We start from the raw sequence: 19,495 nt of genomic DNA, 5'->3' as shown, positions 1-19,495 counted from the left end.
AAATTCTGGGGACTCGTGGTCGGCTGTGTGGTCGCGGCCGGGCTCTGCGCGGTCCAGGCGACGGCACAGGCCGAGCAGGTGCGGCCGGCCGGGCGGACCGTCGACTTCACCGGCGGATGGCAGTTTGCCCTGGTCAACGCCACTGGCGAGGACGCGGCGCAGCCCGGTGCACACGATCCGGCGTGGCGGGACACGCGGCTGCCGCACGACTGGAGCATCGGACTGGACCCGGTGGCCGGTCCGCACACGAACGCCGGAACGGGCTTTCTCCCAGGTGGTCTCGGCTGGTACCGCAAAACGTTCACACTGCCGTCGTCGATGACCGGAAAGAAAGTGTCGATCGAATTCGACGGCGTCTACATGGACTCCGAGGTGTATCTCAACGGCGTATTGCTCGGCCGCCATCCTTATGGCTACACCGGATTCGCATACGACCTCAACGCACACACCGACGGAACGCCGAACGTCCTCACGGTCAAGGTGCGCAACCAGGTGCCCAGCAGCCGGTGGTACTCCGGCAGCGGCATCTACCGCGACGTCCGGCTGGTCGTGACCGAGCCCGCACACGTGACGCGCCACGGCGTGCAGGTGACGACGCCGGACCTGGCGAACACGATCAAGTCCGGCTTCGCCACCATGCGCGTGGCGACCACCGCCGTGGGCAACACCGACGCGGAGATCGTCTCGACCGTCAAGGACCCGCGCGGCCGGATCGTGGGCCGGGGCACGACGCGTGCCGCGCTGCCGAGCACTGCGAGCACGGACATCAGGATCGACAAACCGGCGTTGTGGTCGGTGGACCAGCCTTACCTGTACACAGTGGACAGCGAGATCCGGATCAGCGGCAAGGTGGTTGACGCCGTCAGCACGCGCACGGGCATCCGGTACTTCGCGTTCGACCCGGACAACGGGTTCTCGCTCAACGGCGTGGAGATGAAGCTCAAGGGTGTCAACCTGCACCACGACCTCGGCGCGCTCGGCTCGGCGGTCTCGTCCGACGCGGTCGTCCGCCAGCTCAAGATCATGAAGAGCATGGGCGTCAACGCCGTCCGCACCTCGCACAACCCGCCCTCACCGCAGTTCATCCAGGCGTGCGCGGAGATGGGCATCTTGCTGCAGGTCGAGGCGTTCGACACCTGGCGGACGCCGAAGGTGAAGTACGACTACGGCCGGTTCTTCGACGCCCACAGCAGCGCCGACCTCCGCGAGATGGTGCACGCCGCCAAGAACTCGCCCTCGGTCGTGATGTGGTCGATCGGCAACGAGATCCCCGACTCGAGCGCGGCCGCCGGCCCGCCGATCGCCCGGCGGCTCATCGACGACGTGCGCGCCATCGACACCACCCGCCCGATCGTCATGGGCTCCGACCGGTACCGCAGGGTGCCCGCCGTCGGTTCACCGCAGGACCAGATCCTGCAGATGCTCGACGGCCTGGGCCTGAACTACAACAACGCCTCCTCGATCGACGAGCTCCACACCCGTTACCCCACCAAGTTCTTCTTCGAGGCCGAGTCGTCGTCCTCCACGTCGACGCGCGGCTACTACCAGGACCCGGACCAGCTCAACACCGGTGAGAACCACACGCCGGGCAGGCGGAACACGTCGTCGTACGACAACAACCTGGAGACGTGGACCTACAGCGGCGAGTTCGGACTGAAGAAGGACCGCGACCGCAAGTGGTTCGCCGGCCAGTTCCTGTGGACCGGCATCGACTACATCGGCGAACCCACGCCGTACGACGTGTTCCCGGTGAAGTCGTCGTTCTTCGGCGCGGTGGACACGGCCGGGTTCGCCAAGGACTTCTACCACCTGTTCCGCAGCCAGTGGAGCAGCGAGCCGATGGTGCACCTGCTGCCGATGAACTGGACCGGGCACCGGCCGGGTGAGCCGGTGTCGGTGTGGGCGTACAGCAACGCGGACACCGTCGAGCTGTACCTCAACGGCAAGTCGCTGGGGGAGCGGAAGTTCGACACGAAGACCACCGTGTTCGGCTCTCGATACCTGGAAACGACCGAGGCGACCGGCGACGACAAGACCGTCACCGGCGGCCCTTATCCGGGCAGCTACACCAGCCCCAACGGGAGTGCGGGCAAGCTGCACCTGACCTGGTCGGTGCCGTTCCAGCCGGGCCGGCTCGTCGCGGTCGCCAAGCGCGGCGGAGTGGAGGTCGCGCGGGACGAGGTCCGGACCGCGGGCGAACCGCACGCTGTTCGACTGACACCGGACCGCAGGGTGACCAAGGCAGACGGCAAGTCGCTGACGTTCGTGACTGCCGAGGTCGTCGACCGCGCGGGCGTGGTGGTGCCGGACGCGGACGACCTGATCACGTTCGGGGTCCGCGGCGGCAGCCTGGCCGGTCTCGACAACGGCCGCCAGGAAAGCGCGGAGAACTACCAGGCTCCGGCTCGCACGGCGTTCAACGGCAAGGCGTTGGCCATGGTCCGATCAGGACAATCGCCGATGATCACGGTGACGGCCCGTGCACCCGGTCTACGAGCGGCCACCACGACAGTCGTGGCAATCGGAGGACGACCAGGCCACGCCAAGGCTGTGGATCCAGCACCAGAGATCCAGCCGGTTCCTCCGACGGCGGATTCGAGCTACTCGGGCGCACCCACCACGATCCCCGCCGCGATGCTCGACGGCAGTGCGTCGACGTACTGGTCGAACTACTACCTCAAGCGCGCCACGGGCTTGTTGCCCGCGGTGAGCCGTGCGCACGCGACGGACTGGGTGTCGTTGCCCGCTGACGGCTCTGTCAGCTCGGTTGAAGCCTCCTTCTCGGCCGACGCGTCGCACGCCCTGCCCGCCTCGATCGCGGTGTCGTACTGGAACGGCAAGGAGTTCGTGCCGGTGCGCGACGCGAAGATCGACTGGGGCAGCCCGGTGAGCGTCACGTTCGCCCCCGTGCGCACGGATCGCATCCGCCTCGAGCTCACCAGTTCCGCACCGGGGACCACCCACGGGTTCCTGGGTGTTTCGGAAGCAACGGTCGGACGTTAGGAGCGTCATGTTCCGGATAGCTTTGGCTGCAGCTGTCGTACTCGGTCTCGGACTCGTGGCCACGCCTCAGGCCTCCGCGGCGAGCCTCGTCGAGGTGACCGGCTTCGGCCCCAACCCCAGCAACCTCCGCATGCACGTCTACAAGCCGGACCGCGTGGCCGCCCGGCCGGGCATCCTGCTGGCTCCGCACTACTGCACCGGGTCCGGCCCGGACATGTACCGCAACACGGAGTTCGCCCGGCTGGCCGACCAGTACGGGTTCGTCGTGATCTACCCGACGGCCACCCGCGCCGAGAAGTGCTTCGACGTGTCGTCGCCGCAGGCGCTCAAGCGAGACGGCGGCAGCGACCCGGTCGGGTTGGTCTCGATGGTGCGCTGGGCCCTGCGGCAGTACCAGGGCAACCCGGCTCGGGTGTACGTCACGGGCATCTCGTCCGGCGCCATGACGACCAACGTGATGGTCGCCAACTACCCGGACGTCTTCGACGCCGGCGCGGCGTTCGCGGGCGTGCCGGACGGCTGCTTCGCGACGACCAACGGCTCGCTCTGGAACACCGAGTGCGCCAACGGCAGGGTGCTGAAGACCCCGCAGCAATGGGGCGACATCGCGCGGTCGGCGTTCCCCGGCTACAACGGCAAGCGGCCGCGCATGCAGCTGTGGCACGGCACCGCGGACGACGTGCTGCGCTACCCGAACTTCGGTGAGGCGATCGACCAGTGGACCAACGTTCACCGGTTGTCGACCACGCCGACGTTCACCGACCGCCCGCAGCCGAACTGGACGCGCACCCGGTACAGCGACAAGGTCGAGGCGTATTCGCTGCAGGGTGTGGGCCACAACCTGATGGCCTCGGGGATGGCGTTGCGCGCCATCCAGTTCTTCGGCCTGGACCGCAGGGCATGAGGGCACGTCGTTTCACCGCGTTGATCGCGGCGGCCGCGCTGGCCCTCAGCACCGTTGGTGCGCAGGAATCCGTTGCGGCGCCGGCCCGAAGTGCGATGAGCGTGCTGGCCGCGATGGAGCCGGGCTGGAACGTGGGCAACACCCTGGACGCCATTCCGGACGAGACGTCGTGGGGCAACCCGCCGATCACCAAGGCGTTGTTCGACTCGGTGCGGGCACAGGGTTTCCGCAGCGTGCGCATCCCGGTGACGTGGGGCAACCACCAGGCGGCCACGGCGCCGTTCACGATCGACCCGGCGTTCCTGAACCGGGTCACGCAGGTCGTCGACTGGGCACTGCAGGCCGACCTGTACGTCGTGCTCAACCTGCACCACGACTCGTGGCAGTGGATCTCCAAGATCGCCACTGACCACGATCCCGTGCTGGCCCGTTACACCGCCACGTGGCGGCAGATCGTGGCGAAGCTCGGGGACAGGTCGTCGAAGCTGCTCTTCGAGAGCGTGAACGAACCGACCTTCGACACCACCGACGCGGCCAGGAAAGTTCAGCTGATGAACGAGCTGAACACCACGTTCCACTCGATCGTGCGCCAGGCGGGCGGCCGCAACGCCACGCGGGTGCTCATCCTGCCCACCGAGGGTTGCACACCGGACCAGAAGCTGATGGACAACCTGGCGAGCACGATCCGGTTGCTGAACGACCCGTATCTCGCGGCCACCGTGCACTTCTACGGCTTCTGGCCGTTCAGCGTGAACATCGCCGGCTACACCAAGTTCGACGCCACCGTGCAGAAGGACATGACCGACGCCTTCGCCAGGATGCGCGACACGTTCGTCGCCAAGGGGGTGCCGGTCTACGCGGGTGAGACCGGTTTGCTCGCCTACGACTTCACCCGTCCCGGGATCATCGAGCGCGGCGAGGCGCTGAAGTTCTACGAGGCGCTGGGCAATGCGGCGCGCGTCAACCGCGTCACCACGGCCATGTGGGACACCAGCTCGTTCATCAACCGGACCACGCTGCAGCCGCGGGAACCGGACGTGTTCTGGCTGATCAAGTCCAGCTGGACCAGGCGTTCCGCGACGATGTCGGCGGATCTGGTGTTCCTGCCGAAGTCCGGCGCGATCCCGGCGCGCACGCTCACGCTGAACCTGAACGGCACGAGCTTCCGCGAGCTCTGGCACGGGCGCACGCGCCTGATGCCGGGCAGGGACTACACCGTCGCCGGTGACCAGCTGACGCTGACGGCCGCCGCTTTGACCAGGCTGGCGGGCGACCGGTCGTACGGGGTCAACGCCACGCTGCAGGCCGAGTTCTCCCGCGGCGTGCGGTGGCAGCTCAGCGTGATCACCAGCGACGTGCCGCTGCTGTCGAGCAGCAGCGGCACGACCGGTTCGTTCGCGGTTCCGGCGCAGTTCCGCGGCGACGTGCTGGCGACGATGGAGGCCAAGTACGCGGACGGGCGCAACGCCGGGCCCGCGAACTGGACTTCCTACAAGGAGTTCCACTCCTCGTTCTGGCCGGACTACGCACGTGGTGTGATCACCTTGCAGCCCGCGTTCTTCGCCGAGGTGGACGACGGCGCGAGGGTGACTCTCACGTTCCACTTCTGGAGCGGTGCCACCGTGACGTACTACGTGACCAGGACGGGAAGTTCGGTCGTCGGCACTGTGTGAGCCTCACCGCGGCCGCGCCAGGGTGAACGCTTGGTGCACCAGGCGCGGCCGCTTCCCGGCGAAGTCCATCAGACCCAGCACCGAAATGCCGCTGTACTCCTGGTGGTAGCCGCGGCGCTCGGTGCCGGAGACCCGGACGCGGCGAGTACCTTCGGCTCTCATGGCAGCTGATCTTCCGGTTCGCCCGTCCGATGAGGGCTTCGTCCTCGCGCGGACGAAGTTCGCGACGGTGCTCGCCGCGGGCGTCGTCGCCGGCCTCGCCGTCTCGCTCGCCGGGCACGCCGAGTTCGGGCCGCTCGTCGGCTGGGACGTGGCCACGCTGGTCTACCTGACCTGGGTGTGGATCTTGATCTGGCCGATGGACGCGGAGGAGACGGCCCGCCACGCCGTGCGCAACGACCCCACGCGCACGGCGGCGGAGATCGTGCTGCTGCTCGCGGCGGTGGCGAGTCTCGTGTCGGTCGGATTTGTGCTCGCCCGTGCCGCGGAAACGTCCGGCGCTTCGGAACTGTTGCGGGTGGGACTGGGCGTTTTGTCCGTCGTGCTGTCGTGGACGACTGTGCACACCATCTTCGCGTTGCGCTACGCCCGGCTCTATTACTACGACGTCGACGGCGGCATCGACTTCAACCAGCCGGATCCGCCGGACTACGGCGACTTCGCCTACGTCGCTTTCAGCATCGGCATGACGTTCCAGGTCTCCGACACCTCGTTGACCACCAGGGAGATCCGCCGCACCGCGCTGCGGCACGCGCTGTTCTCGTACCTCTTCGGCACCGGCCTGCTCGCCACCACGATCAACCTCGTCGCGAGCCTCAGCAGTGGCGGCTGAGCGTTGTGCACGTTCACAAAGTTTCCTATTTCTCGGCCGATAATGTTGCGGCCGCAACCATGCGCTTTAGCTAATGAAATGGGCGTCACAGCCGGGAAACGAATTGAGACGCCTCTGCAGATCGTGATTTCCCGCATGACAGGTTGACGTTGTGAGCGTGCACATCAAAACTGCCAGGTGTGGTCATGCCCAACCCCGCACCCGGCCGGGAAACAGATCCCGCGCCCACCCTCCACGTGGCCGGCGAGCACGAGCGACGGCTCGCCGAGTTCCGCGCGAAGGTGCGAGCGGCCGGTGAGCAGTGGGCCGGCAACCGGCCGGTGGCGCTGACCGACCTGCTGTGCGAGGCCGCGGCGGACGACCCGGAACTCCTCCGCCTCGCGCAGGCCGGTGCCCAGCTGCTGGAGGACTTCCTCGACGGCCTCTGCTGCACCACCGCGCTGCCGCCGTCCGGTGACCTCGCCGCCGACCTGATCGACGGCGTCGCGGTACCGCCCGACGTGCTGGCCAGACTCGCGCCGGGCTACGTGGTCGTGATCTCCGACCAGCGCGACGCCCACGTGCACGAGTGCCGAGGCCTCCTCCGCACGACCAGGTCCGGTCTCCTGGTGCTGCTCGTGCCGGAACGCGACACCGAACTGCTGGACGAGATCACCGCGCAACTGGCGAGCGGCACCAGGTGGGTCACCATCGCCAGGCGCCCGGTGTCCGAGCTGGCGGACGCCTACGCCGAAGCCACCGAGGTGCTCCGGCTCGTCGCGGCCGGCTGCCGGCCCGCCGGGACCTACTCGGTGGCCGACGTGCTGGTGGAACAGGCGATCGCCGCCAACACCGCGGTCACCGCCCAGCTGGCCGGCATCATCCGGCCCGTGCGGCAGAACCAGGCCCTGTGGGAGACCTTGGTCGCGCTCGTGCACGCGGACTTCAACCGCAACCAGGCGGCCCGCGACCTGTTCGTGCACCGCAGCACGATGGACTACCGGTTGCAGCGCATCGCGAAGATCACCGGCTGGGATCCGGCCGGTGGCCATGGCGCGCAGCTGCTGAGGGCGGCGCTGTTCGCGGACGCGGTGGCGTGAGGTAGGCGCGAGGACGGCGGCGCCCGACGCGGTGGCGTGATGTCGGCGATGTGCGGGCGGCTGTTGCCACGGTGCGGACGCGGTGGCGTGAGGTCAGCGCGTGCGAGCGGCTGCCACCACCGTGCTGACGTGGTGGTGTGGCGTCAGCGGAGTGCGGGCGGCCGTCACCACGGCGCCGACGCCTGCCGTCAACGCATCCGGGCGGCCGCCACCACGGCACCGACCCCGAGCAGCACCAGCGCCGCCGCCGGGAACGCGACCACCCACGGCGCGCGCTCGACGTTGGGCATCCCCTCCGCCAGCAGCACGCCCCACTCGGGCTCGGGCGGCTGGGCGCCGAGCCCCAGGTACCCCAGCGACGCGAGTGCGAGCGCGATCGCGGGCAGACGCACGAAAGCGTTGCGCAGCACCGGAGGGACGACGGCGGGCAGCACGTGCCGGAACATGATGTGCCGGGTGCTCGCGCCCAGTGCCCGCGCGGCGGTGAGGTGGGCGCTGCCGCGTTGCTCGAGAGCCAGCGACCGCGCGTGGGCGGCTGGCGGCGCCCAGGCCACCGCGGCGACCGCGACGACGGCGCTCGTCCACCCCGGACCCGCCGTTGCCGCGACGGCCAGCGCGACCACCACCGTGGGCAGCGCGTTCACCAGGTCCGCTGCGCCGGAGCCGCGGCGGCCCGCGATGCCGACCAGCAGCGCGATCACCACGACCAGCGCCGTGACACCGGCGGCCAGTGCGGCGGTGTGCAGGGCGCCGTGCGCGACCCTGGCGAGCAGGTCGCGGCCCAGCGCGTCGGTGCCCATCGGGTGCGCCCCCGAAGGAGGCAGGAGCCGCGCCGCCAGGTCCACTGTGAACGGATCGCGCCAGATTCCCCACAGCACCACGGCGACCACAGCCACCAAAGGCAACAAGAGACTGAGCCGGCCGGACGTGATCTCGCGCGGTGCGGACGACTCCAGGGCTCCGTCGGTGAGAGCCGGGCCGAGCAGCAACCGCTGGGCCATCGCACCGAGTGCGCCCGCCGCGGCGCCCACGAGCAGGATCACGAGCACGCACGCCTGCACCACGGGCACGTCCTGCGCCAGCGCCGCGTCCACCGCCAGCCGGCCGAGGCCCGGCACGCCGAACACCACCTCGACCGTCGCGGCGCTGCCGAACATGCCCGCGACCACGATGCCGAGCTGCCCGGTCACCACGGAACCCGCGCGGCGCACGACGGCCAGTGCGATCGTGCGGACCCGGAAACCCGCGCCCGTCCACGAGCGCCGCCACGGCGCGGCCAGTGCGTCGCGCAGGGCGTCACCGGCGACCACGGCGAGAATCGCACCGGCCGGCGTGCCCAGCGCGATGGCGGGCAGCACGGCATAGCTGAGGTCGCGCCAGCCCGACGTCGGCAGCCACCCGAGCCGCACGGCGAACACGAGCAGCAGAACTGAGCCGATGAGGAACTCGGGCAGCGCCGCGAGCACGGCGGCGAAACCCGCACGACCGGCAGACGACCCGCGCAGGCCGCGCACGAACGGACGGGTCACGAGCAAGGTCATCACCAGGACGGCGACCAGCGCGGCGAGGGCGGTCAGCGTAAGAGACACCGCGATGGCCGGCCCGAGCTGACCCGTCACCGGCTCACCGGACACCCACGAGGCGCCGAGATCGCCGTGCACCGCCCGCCAGAACCAGCGGCCGAGCAGCTCGAACGGCCCCGCGTCCAGACCGAGCTCGCGCCGCACCGACGCGATCGCCTCGGCGTCGGGCTCCCGGTCGGCGGAACGGGCCCGCAGCACCGCGAGCGCCGGGTCCCTGCCGGACATCAGCGGCAGCAGGCCGATCACCGCCGTGAGGCCCAGCAGGGCGCAGAGCCGTCCGAGCAATCTCATGAAACGCGGGTCTTGGCGGTGATCAGCAGGCGCTCGTACGGATCGGTGGACAGGCCGCTGACGCCGGCCGAACGCCCGATGATGGTGCGCTCGTGCACCAGCGGGACCACCGCGTCGCTGGCGAGCACGATGTCCTGTGCGCGCATCGACGCTTCCTGACGGGCCGAGACGTCCTCGACGGCCAGCGCCTGACCGATGGCGGCGTCGAGCGCGGGGTCGCAGAGCTTGACCAGGTTGAAGCCGCCCGAGCAGCTGAAGTCGAGGCTGAGGTTCCCGGCCAGGTCACCGCTGTCCATCGCGTACGAGCGGGAGAAGACCACCGCGTCGAAGTTGCCCGCGAGCAGGTCGGGCTCGAGCTGGCTGTACTTGCGCACCACCTGCTCCACCTCGAAACCCTTGGCGCGCAACGACTCGGCGACGGCAGTGACGACGCCCGGAAGCTCTGGCCGGTCGCTCCACGTGGCCAGAGCGATCTTCTGGGAGCCGGCGGTCGCCCCGGTCGGCGTGACCTGCCGCGCCGCCGTGCCGCGGAAGACACCGGTGGCGGCGTCGGCGTGGCCCTCGTAGACGCCCTTCGCGAGCGCGGCCGGGTCGACCGCTTCCCGCACCGCCGCACGCAAGCGCGGGTCCGCGAACGGCGGCTTGGCCGTGTTGAGCAGCACCGACACCGTGCGCGGCAGCGGCACTTCCTCCGTGGTGACGTTGGCGAGCGCGCTGATCGGCACGGTCGTGGCGACGTCGACCTCACCCGCCCGCAGGGCAGCGCTGCGGGTGTTGCCGTCGGGCACGAACCGCACGTCGACGCCGGCCAGCGCGGGCACACCGTCCCAGTACCCGTCGAACCGGCTCAGAGCCGTGCCGGCCGCGACGTTCAGGTCCGTCAGCACGAACGGCCCGGTGCCCGCCTTCGCCGGGTTCACCCGCTCGCCCTGGTAGGCGGCCGGGGCGAGCACGACGAGGTTCGCCGCCGAAAGCCGTTGCGGCAGCGTGGGATCGGGCGCGGTCGTGCTCACTTCCAGGTCGAGGTCACCGGCGGCCTTCGCGGTCACGCCGACGCCCTTGATCGCGCGGGGCACCGGGCTCGCGGCCGCCGCCCGGCTGAGCGCGTCGGCGGCGGCCGCGGCGGTGAGCGCGGTGCCGTCGTGGAACTTCACGCCGGAGCGCAGGCGGAACGACCACGTCGTCGGCGACTTGCGCGTCCAGCTCTCCGCCAGCTGCGGCTGGGGCTTGCCGTCCTGGTCGAGCCGCACGAGGGTTTCCGCGATGCCGAGCCTGGTCAGCGTGACGCCGTCGTCTCCCAAGGGGGACAACGACTGCACGGGCGCGAACGGCAGTGCGACGCGCAACCGTGCCGGTCCTTCCGCCTGGCTGCCGGCGAAACATCCCGCGGTCAGTGAGAGCACCGCCGCGGCGAGCAGGGTCCGTCGCAACAACATGGTGAGCCTTTCGATCATGAGATTGACGCGCGCCGCCGGCCGGCGAACGCCATCACGCAGGCGCCGGCCAACGGCAGGAGTCCGAGCACGAACCACGCGACGCGGCCCTGTCCCAGCAGGGCACCGCTCGCCGTGCTGCCGACGAGCACCGCCACACCACCCGCCGACGCCAGCACACCGAAGTGCGCGCCGAGCCTGCGGTCGCCCGCCAGGATCGGCACGAGCTCCAGGGCGAACGGGACGACCAGCATCTGCCCGAAGATCAGCAGGACGACGAACGCGGTGGCGCCGACCAGCCCCGGCGGCCGCAACGCGACCACGCCGAACGCGAGAGCCATGACGGTGAAGCCCGCCACCAGCGCCCGGTCGCGGCCGAGCAGCCGCCGGGCGAGACCGGTCGTCGGCAGCTGACCGAACACCACGAGCGCCGATGCGAGCGCGAACAACAGCCCCAGTGCCTGCTCCGGCGCGCCGACGCGGTGCAGCTCGTTCGGCAGCCCCAGGTAGAGCTGGTTGTACGAGACGAGGTAGACCGAGTACCCGGCCGCGAACAGCAGGAACGCCCGGTTGCCGAACACCTCGCGCCAGCCGTCGAAGATGCCCTCGTCGCGGTGCTCGCCCGGCCGGCGCGGCAGAAACCTCAGGTGCAGCAACGCGATCAGGCTGAACAGCACCGCACCGATCACGCAGGTGACCGGGAAGCTCGCGGAGAGCACGACGCCGAGCAGCGGTCCGATCACCGTGCCGGTCTCGCCCGCCATCGAGCGGATCGCGAACGTGTCCGCGCGTGCGTCCGGATCCGCCTCGCGCGCCAGCGAAGCGTCGGCCGCGGGGGAGAACAACGCGCCGGCGAACCCGACGAGCACGACTCCACAGAGGACGGTGGGCAGGGCGCTCGCCACGGCCAGCACGGCGAAACCGCTCGTGCGCACCAAACAGCCCGCGATGATCAGCGGCTTGGCACCGAACCGGTCGGTGAGCACCCCGCCGAGCGCGAACAGGCCCTGCTGGCTGAACGTCCGCACGCCGAGCACCAGGCCGATCAGCCAGCCGGCCAGCCCGAGGTCGTCCGCGAGATGGCCGGCGAGGTGCGGCAGCACGAGGAAGAAGCCGATGTTGAACAACAGCTGGCTGACGACGAGCAGCCGGGCGGTCCCGGTGAGCGCGCCCAATCGGCCCAGCGCTCGCGAACGACCGCGCAGTGCTGTGCCCACGTCTTCCTCGTTCCCCCAGGTCAAAAGGTCTGTCGCGAGCGTATGTGAGCGTTACCTAAGTTCTGGTCTCCGTTCGTCGGTTGCCGGAAGATCTTCCGCATACTTCGGGTTGCGACATGCGCACTTCTGCACTCGTCAGACGGCGGCCCCGTCGAGCTGGAACGTCTGCACCTGACCCGCCGCGAACGGCACCCGCAGCAACTTTCCGTCCAGCCGCACGTCGGTGCGCTGGGTGTACCGGTCGCTGCCGGTGGTCGTCGACGTGGACCACCTGGTGATCAGGCCGCTGGGCAGGGTGCCGAACCTGGTCAGGTCGAAGGTGATCGTCTGTGCCGCAGTCGCCGTGTTAACGCCAACAAGCACGAGCCGACGTGCGGCGGCGTCGTAGGCGACGGCGGCGTTTCCGGTGGACGCTGAGATGATCCGCATGCCCGGCCGGATGTGCCGGGTGAACTGCGCCAGCACGTAGAGCTTGCGCTGCACGGCGCCCGCCTGCAGCGTGTCCGGGTGGTAGGCGATCAACGCCCACTCCGGAGTCGGGTCCATGACCTGCCAGTAGCAGTACGCGGTCGGGTGCAGCCAGCGCCAGTCCAGGCAGAGGTTGCTCGCCATCGACAGGCCGGTGCCGTCCCGGTCGCCGTACTCGGAGTTCCACAGCACCTTGCCCGCGGCCCGCGCGTCGGCGTAGAGGAGGTCGCGGCGGCCACCGGAACCCTGGTAGCCGTGCACGTTGATCTGGTTCACGACGGCCTTCGTGGTGGCGTCGAAGGAGTTCCACGTGCTGCGTGCCACGTCGTAGCTGGTCTCGTCGGACGCGGAGATGCGCATGCCGGACAGGCCGCGGTTGTTCAGTTCCTCGCGCAGGTGCTGCAGCACGGTGCGTTGCAGCGACGGGTCGAAGTGGCAGCCTTCCTGCCTTCCGGTGGCGGACCAGTAGTCCGAGGCGGGCTCGTTGAACGGGTCCACCGTCCGGAACGTGACGCCGAAGCGGTCGCGGAACTGCCGGGCCACCTCGGCCAGGTACGCGGCGTGGGTGCGGTAGTTCCACGACTGCAGGTTGTTGTCGTTCGCATTGGCGGCGCCGGAGGGGTTGTGGTTGATGCACATCCACCAGGCGGGGGAGTTGGCGAACAGCTCGGTGATCGCACCGCGGGCCACGGCCTTGGTCAGGGAAGCGCGTTGTTTCGCGTCCGCGCCCCACTGCCACGAGTTCGGGTCGGTGGTGCGCCAGTCCTGCCAGAAGGTCTCGATCTGCTTGAAGCGCGGGATGTTCGGCGAGGCGACCATCCGCGCGCCGTCCACGGTGTTCCAGCTGCACGCGCCGAGGTTGTAGCGGGCGATGTTCATGCCCAGGCCGGGCAGCGCCGTTCCGTTGTAGGTGACGGACTTCGTGGTGAACCACAGGTCCGCGAAGTCGTCCCGGTCGCCGAACACGTTGGCCCACCAGGCAAGGGACGTGCCCCAGCCCTCCCACGTGCCGTAGCTCGTACCGGGGTCGATGGTGATGGTCTGGTCGGCGCCTGCGTTCGTGCCGACGGCTGTCGCCGCGATGGCGGCCGCCGCACCGGACAACACTGTCCTGCGGGTGACCATTTCTCCTCCTAGGGATCGGGCAGGGTGATCCTCGTGTCGAGTCCGTCGCTCCACCGCAGCGCGATCTCGTTGCCGTGCTGGGAGAGCAGGGGGTTGGTCAGGCTGCTTTGGCCGCGGTCCAGGCGCACGGCCGCGGCGAACACCTCACCTCTTGTCGTGGGCCCGGTCGTCGCGAGCCACGGCGTAGTGACGTACTTGCCCAGCGGTGACGTGCCGGTGCCGGTGTGCACGCCTGCCTGGTCGAACCCGCGCAGGGCGCTCAGTGACGAGCGCAGGCGCGCGCCGCTGACCACGACCTCTTCTTCTGTGCTCTCAGCGCGTGGCCGCGTGTCGGCGGCGACGGGCCAGCCGGACAGCCGCAGCCGGGCGTCCGTCTCGCCGTCCACGCGCACGATGCGGATCTCCACACCGCTGCGCACCACCGAGACCACGAGCACGTCCGGTCCCTCGACGATGTCGCCTGCGCGGCCGGAACCGTGGTCGGGCTCGTTGTCCGCGCTGGTGTCGACCCAGCGCACGGGTCCGCGCGACGCTCCTGCTACGACGCCGCCGGGCAGCTCTTCGGTGAACACCGTCTCGAAGCCCGCGCGATGGCTGGCCGCACCGGCGGAGTCGAGGAGCACCACTTCGTTGTCCGTGACGGCCGGCATCGTCGCCGTGGAATAGCCCAGCTTCGCGTACAGCGGGGAGTCCGTCCGCCGGTCGCCGGGCAGCGCGTGGTCCGTGCCGTGGTTGACCGTCGTGACGATGCCGTCGGCACGTCTCGCCGACACCAGCCAGCCGGGCGCGGTGACGACGCGGGTGAAGTCGTGCGTCTCCACCGGCAGCGGGCGTTCGATGTCCGTCCACACGGGATGGTCGGCCTTGAGGGCGAGACCGAGCATGCCCTTGGCAGCCCAGTAGGGCGACCCCGGGCCGGAGTACGCCTGGCGGATCGGCGGCCAGCTGCCGTGCCAGCCGAGGCGCAGCACGCCGTCCGCTTCGAGCGCGCCGTGGTCGACGAAGTGCCGCAGCACTCCGGACGCGGCTCGGCGCAGCAGCCCTGGTTCCGGTCCGGGCGTGCCGGTGATCGCGGCGACCCAGAACGGAGCCGCCGCGGCGAACCGGTAGGTCAGGCTGCGGCCCTGCATCAACGGCGAACCGTCGGCGCCGAGCAGTGCCACGGCGTCGTCCAGGTAGCGGGTCAGATCGTCGGTCCAGGTGCGGCGGGTCTCCTGCGGGCACAGGTCTTCCGGGACGTCGAACAGGTGCGTCCACAGCAACGGGTACAGGTGCAGCGCCCAACCCGTGTAATGGTCGAACGCGCGTTCCTCGCCGTCGCTGAGCCATCCGTTCGCGCGCCGGAACGACGCGTGCAGGGCGAGGTCGTGCTCGACGTCGTCCTTCGACCAGGGGCCGCCCACTTCGCGCAGGAAGGACTCGACGACGATCCGGAACCACACCCAGTTGATCGGCGGGTACGGCTGCCCGATCACGGTGGCCAGCCAGTCGACGATCCGTTGGCGCACGCCGTCTTCGAGCTGGTCCCACAGCCACGGCTTGGTCAGCTGCAGCACGAGTGCGATCGACGCCGCCTCGACCTTGGCCTGGCCCAGTTCGGCCGGGCGGGGCCAGGCTTCCGGGGAGTGCGGGTCGGTGCCGGCGGCCAGGCCCCAGGCGTACCGCTCGAGGATCGTGGGATCGCCGCCGCCTGCTACCCGGAACCCGGCCAGCAGGAACGTGCGGGCGAATCCTTCCAGGCCGTCGGAGATCGGGCCGTAGCGGCTCGGTTCGCCGGGGAGGTCGATCCGGGCGCAGCGAGGGGACCAGTGGCGGTTGACCGCGGCGAGCATGTGGTCGGCGGTGGCCTCCCAGTGCGCGCGGGTCCAGCCGGTGTGCGGGGAGAGGCGGCGGTCTTCCGGTGGGAGGATCATGCTGCCGCCTCAGTCCGGCAACGACTCCCGGTGCGGGGGCTCATGCCTGCACCGCGAGTCCGTGCCGCGTCACCGGTTCCAGCGGCGGCTCCCCGGCCACATACCGCTCCAACTCGTCGAGCGCGGCCGCCGCCATCAGCCGAGTCTCCGACCCCAGCGACCCGGCCACGTGCGGCGTGATCACCACGTTCGGCAGGTCGTACAGCCGCGACCACGCCGGTAGCGGCTCGGGGTCGGTCACGTCCAGCACGGCGTGCAGACGTCCGTGCGCACAGGCTTCCTCGAGCGCCGCGGTGTCCACAAGGGATCCACGAGCGGTGTTGACGAGGGTGGCGTGTGCCGGCAGCGCGGCCAGTTCCGCCGCTCCGATCAAGTGATGGGTCGACGGCAGTGCGGGAGCGTGCAGGCTCAGCACGTCGGCCTGGGGGAGCGCCTCGGCCAACGTCACGACCTCGGCGCCCGACTCCCGGACCAGCACCGGGTCGACGACCGGGTCGACCACGAGCAACCGGCCGGCGTGCAGCCGGCGCAGCAGCTCCACCACCCGGCGGCCGACCCGCGAGAAGCCGACCAGCACGATCGTGCGGCCCAGGCCGGACAGCTCGCCGCGCCGTTCGCGGTAGCTCCAGTCCTCGCGGAACCGGCGGGCGTCGGCGGACAGGAACGGCACCTTCTTGAACGCCCACAGGATCGCCGCCACGGTGTACTGCGCGACCGGTTCGGCGTTGACGTGCGCGGCGGTCGTCACCAGGATGTCGCGGTCGAACACCTCGTCGCCGACGTGCGACCGCACGCTGCCCGCCGCGTGCAGGGCGGCGCGCAGCCGGGGTGCCGCCGCCAGCACGTCCGACGTGATCGGCGGACAGCCCCACGACGTGATCAGCACCTCGACGGAACCCAACCGGCTGCGCACAAGAGGCGACGTGAAGTCGGGTGCCACCAACGGGTTTCCGAGCCGGGCGAGCCTGCCGAGGCGTTCCAGCTCGCGCGGGCCGAACTGCAGGTCGGCGACGTCCTGGCTCATGGCCAGCAGCACTTCCGGCCGGTTCACTTGACGCTCCCCGCGGCCAGGCCCTTGCGCCACTGCCGGTTGAGCACCAGGAAGGCCAGCACCAGCGGCAGCACCGCGAGCAGCGACCCGGTGATCACGAGCGGGGTGTACTGCGGGAACTGGGTCTGCCGGGTGCTCCACTGGAACAGGCCCAGGCTGACCGGGAAGAGCTTCGGGTTGGTGAGCAGGACGAGCGGCAGGAAGAAGTTGTTCCAGATCCCGATGAACTGGAACAGCAGCACGGTCACCACGCCGGGACGCATCATCGGCAGGGCCACGGTGAAGAACGTGCGCAGCTGGCCCGCCCCGTCGACGCGGGCAGCCTCCAGCACCTCGTCCGGCACCGACGCGTCGGCGTACACCCTGGCGAGGTAGACGCCGAACGGGTTGGTGAGCAACGGGATGAACACCGCCCAGAACGTGTCCACGATCCGCAGCTCGGACGCGAGCAGGTACATCGGCAGCGCCAGCACGGTCGTGGGCACGAGCACGCCGGTGAGTGTCAGCGCGAACAACAGCCGCCGGCCGGGGAAGCTGGTCTTGGCGATGGCGTACCCGCAGGCCGCGCAGATGAGCGAACCGAGGACCGCACCGCCGCCCGCGTACAGCACCGAGTTGAGCAGCCAGCTCCAGAAGATCCCGTTCTCCTGCGTGAACAACGTCTTGACGTTGGTCCACAGGTTCCACTCGCCGAACGAGAACGCGCCGGTGGTGGAGAAGTCGCCGAGCGACTTGGTCGCCGAGGTCACGAGCCACACCAGTGGCAGCAGGCTGTACAGGGCCGCGACCACGAGGATCACGTGCACCGCCGGCACGGACACCCAGCGGGACTTGCTGTCTGCGAAGCTCACCGGGACGACCTCCGAGTCGAGAAGCGCATGACGACGGCGGACAGCACCGCGCAGATCACCGCGAGCAGCACCGACGCCGCCGCGGCGCGCCCGTTGTCACCTGCCACGAACGCGGCCTCGTACACGTACATGCTGGGCGACCAGGTGCTGGTCACCGTGCCGGTGAATCCCCTGAGCACCATGGGTTCGGTGAACACCTGCAACGAGCCGATGACGGTGAAGACCACCGCCACGAAGATCGTCGGCCGGATCACCGGGATCTTGATCGACCACGCGGTGCGGAACCCGCCCGCCCCGTCGGCGCGAGCCGCCTCCACGATCTCCTTCGGCACCGCCTGCAGCGCGGTGTAGAAGATGATCATGTTGTAGCCGACCCACTGCCACGTCGCGATGTTCGCGATCGAGGGCAGCACGGCCGAGTCGCTCAACGGGTCGATGCCGAGCAGGTTCTTGATCGGACCGATCGTCGGGCTGTAGAGGTAGGCCCAGATCAGACCGCCGATGACCACCGGCACCGCGTACGGCACGAACACCGCCAGCGACCACATCTGCCGCAGCCGCACGACGCCGGAATCCAGCAGCAGTGCCAGGACGAGCGAGCCGATCAGCATGCTCGGGATGTGGATGAACGCGAACAGCGCGACGTTGCCGAGTCCTGCGTGGAACGCCTTGTCGGTGATGACCGAGAGGTAGTTGCCCAGCCAGATGAACACGTTCTCGGGACCGGAGAAACCCAAGCCCTGCAGGCGTTCGGTGAACAGGCTGAGGTACAGCGCGTAGAGCACCGGCACCAGCACGGTCGACACGAGCAGCACCAGGAACGGCGCGGCCAGCACGAGGCCCGCGAAGTCCTTCTTGCGGGTCCTGACCGCCGGTGCCGCGGACGGTTCGTCCAGCACGGGTGCGCGCTCGGGCGCGAGGACGCTCATGCCGACTTCCCTTCTCGTACCGAGAGTCCCCTGGCGCGCATGTCGGCCACGGCGTGCTGCTGGACCTTCCGCAGCGCGTCGGGCAACGTCGTGCCGCCGCTGCGGACCGGCCCGAAGGAGTCCGAGATGGTCGAGAACAACCGCAGGGCGTTCGGCCCCCACGTCCAGTCCGGCACCCGCTTCGCGGCCTCGTCGAGCACGTCGTAGACCGGGTCGCCGAGGAAGAACCCGCCCTTGTACGCCTGCCGCGCGACGGCGCGGTTGGGCAGGTGCGCGGGGAACGGTGTGCTGAAGGCGCTGCCGATCTTCGGCACGTCGGGGTTCGTGCTGAGCCAGCGCAGGAACGTCATGGCGGCCTCCGGCTGCTTGCTCTCCGCGGAGATTCCCCACGCCGTGCCGCCCTGGATCCCGTTGGCCGGCTTGCCGTCCCAGGTCGGCATGGTCGCCACGGCCCAGCGCCCGATGTCCTTCGGGATGGACCGGTTGAGCGTGCCGACGCTCCACGAAGCGCCGAGGATGCCCCACAACTTGCCGTCGTGGATTCCGGCGATCCAGTCCTGCGAGCCGTAGACGACCCCGGCGACCTGGTTGTCGGTGATCATCGACTGCCAGTACGACGCGGTGCGCAGCGTGCCCTCACCGGTGATGTCGACCGCCCAGGTGTCGCCCTGCGCGGTCCACCACGGATCGCCTGCCTGCCAGGACATCCCGGCGAAGAACGAGCCGTCGTTGAGCGGGAACGAGCAGATGCGCGCCTGCGGGTCGACCTGCTTCACCCGCGCGGCCGCCGTGCGGAACTCGTCCCACGTGCGCGGCAACGCGATGCCGTGCTGGTCGAACAAGTCCTTGCGGTAGTAGAAGACCATCGGCGCCAGGTCCATCGGCACGGCCCAGGTCCGGCCGTCGGGCCGCACTCCGCGCCACGCGGCGGGGGAGTACTGGCTTTCGAGGTCGGCCATGTCCGCGGTGAGGTCGCGCAGTCCGCCGGTGAGCAGGATCTGCGGCAGACCCTGGTACTCGACGTGCAGGACGTCCGGCGCGTTGTGCGCGCGGATGGCGTTGGTCTGCTGGGCGTAGCCGCCGGACAGACCGGCCGCGATCACCCGCAGCTCCACGAAGACGTCCCGCTGCGCGGCGTTGAAC

The 19,495-nt window shown here is 69.9% G+C and carries 15 protein-coding genes; 5 read left to right on the top strand and 10 right to left on the bottom strand.

From position 1 onward, the window contains the following. The first annotated feature begins 15 nt into the window (after positions 1–15). The 3 genes from DI276_RS00365 to DI276_RS00355 are packed head-to-tail and all read left to right on the top strand — an operon-like array spanning position 16 to position 5,580. The gene (locus DI276_RS00365; RefSeq protein WP_112261221.1) at positions 16–3,003 is read left to right on the top strand and encodes a glycoside hydrolase family 2 TIM barrel-domain containing protein; all 2,988 of its coding nucleotides are present in this window, start codon (positions 16–18) and stop codon (positions 3,001–3,003) included. A gap of 7 nt (positions 3,004–3,010) precedes the next feature. Then, positions 3,011–3,907: an extracellular catalytic domain type 1 short-chain-length polyhydroxyalkanoate depolymerase gene (locus tag DI276_RS00360; protein ID WP_112261220.1), complete on the top strand. Its 897-nt coding sequence runs from the start codon at positions 3,011–3,013 to the stop codon at positions 3,905–3,907. Further along, on the top strand, positions 3,904–5,580 hold the full coding sequence (locus DI276_RS00355) for a cellulase family glycosylhydrolase (RefSeq protein ID WP_112261219.1): 1,677 nt from the start codon (positions 3,904–3,906) through the stop codon (positions 5,578–5,580). The genes DI276_RS00360 and DI276_RS00355 overlap by 4 nt, the downstream gene beginning before the upstream one ends. A 3-nt stretch (positions 5,581–5,583) precedes the next feature. Here the strand turns inward: DI276_RS00355 and DI276_RS49635 are convergent, their stop codons facing one another. After that, the gene (locus tag DI276_RS49635; protein WP_157984434.1) at positions 5,584–5,742 is read right to left on the bottom strand and encodes a hypothetical protein; all 159 of its coding nucleotides are present in this window, start codon (positions 5,740–5,742) and stop codon (positions 5,584–5,586) included. On the opposite strand from DI276_RS49635, the gene DI276_RS00350 reads away from it, so the two are divergent. Next, the gene (locus DI276_RS00350; RefSeq protein ID WP_112261218.1) at positions 5,741–6,412 is read left to right on the top strand and encodes a DUF1345 domain-containing protein; all 672 of its coding nucleotides are present in this window, start codon (positions 5,741–5,743) and stop codon (positions 6,410–6,412) included. The genes DI276_RS49635 and DI276_RS00350 overlap by 2 nt on opposite strands. Positions 6,413–6,597: 185 nt before the next feature. Then, positions 6,598–7,491 (top strand): helix-turn-helix domain-containing protein, encoded by an 894-nt coding sequence (locus DI276_RS00345; protein ID WP_157984433.1) that lies wholly within the window; start codon positions 6,598–6,600, stop codon positions 7,489–7,491. Between the two features lie 188 nt (positions 7,492–7,679). Here DI276_RS00345 and DI276_RS00340 read toward each other — a convergent pair whose 3' ends face one another. The 9 genes from DI276_RS00340 to DI276_RS00300 form a co-directional block, all read right to left on the bottom strand. Then, a complete protein-coding gene (locus DI276_RS00340; RefSeq protein WP_112261216.1) occupies positions 7,680–9,365 on the bottom strand; it encodes an ABC transporter permease subunit in 1,686 nt (561 codons plus the stop codon). After that, entirely contained in the window at positions 9,362–10,819 is a 1,458-nt protein-coding gene (locus DI276_RS00335; RefSeq protein WP_232836346.1) for an ABC transporter substrate-binding protein, read from the bottom strand. The genes DI276_RS00340 and DI276_RS00335 overlap by 4 nt, the downstream gene beginning before the upstream one ends. Next, positions 10,816–12,015: an MFS transporter gene (locus DI276_RS00330; RefSeq protein WP_198680378.1), complete on the bottom strand. Its 1,200-nt coding sequence runs from the start codon at positions 12,013–12,015 to the stop codon at positions 10,816–10,818. The genes DI276_RS00335 and DI276_RS00330 overlap by 4 nt, the downstream gene beginning before the upstream one ends. Positions 12,016–12,150: 135 nt before the next feature. Beyond that, positions 12,151–13,608, bottom strand: coding sequence for a glycoside hydrolase (locus tag DI276_RS00325; RefSeq protein WP_112261215.1), 1,458 nt, complete (start codon positions 13,606–13,608; stop codon positions 12,151–12,153). A gap of 8 nt (positions 13,609–13,616) precedes the next feature. Then, on the bottom strand, positions 13,617–15,521 hold the full coding sequence (locus tag DI276_RS00320; RefSeq protein ID WP_232836345.1) for a DUF2264 domain-containing protein: 1,905 nt from the start codon (positions 15,519–15,521) through the stop codon (positions 13,617–13,619). A gap of 40 nt (positions 15,522–15,561) precedes the next feature. Beyond that, a complete protein-coding gene (locus DI276_RS00315; RefSeq protein WP_232836344.1) occupies positions 15,562–16,572 on the bottom strand; it encodes a hydroxyacid dehydrogenase in 1,011 nt (336 codons plus the stop codon). Next, the gene (locus DI276_RS00310) at positions 16,569–17,378 is read right to left on the bottom strand and encodes a carbohydrate ABC transporter permease (protein ID WP_112261696.1); all 810 of its coding nucleotides are present in this window, start codon (positions 17,376–17,378) and stop codon (positions 16,569–16,571) included. Before DI276_RS00310 ends, DI276_RS00315 begins: the two co-directional genes overlap by 4 nt. A 41-nt stretch (positions 17,379–17,419) precedes the next feature. Next, positions 17,420–18,352: a carbohydrate ABC transporter permease gene (locus DI276_RS00305; protein WP_112261214.1), complete on the bottom strand. Its 933-nt coding sequence runs from the start codon at positions 18,350–18,352 to the stop codon at positions 17,420–17,422. After that, positions 18,349–19,495: extracellular solute-binding protein (locus tag DI276_RS00300; RefSeq protein ID WP_232836343.1), on the bottom strand; the 1,147-nt coding region annotated here is incomplete at its 5' end. The genes DI276_RS00305 and DI276_RS00300, both read right to left, overlap by 4 nt.

The organism is Lentzea terrae (assembly GCF_003265345.1).
Lineage (GTDB): Bacteria > Actinomycetota > Actinomycetes > Mycobacteriales > Pseudonocardiaceae > Lentzea > Lentzea terrae.
This window is presented reverse-complemented; position numbering and strand designations above follow the sequence as displayed.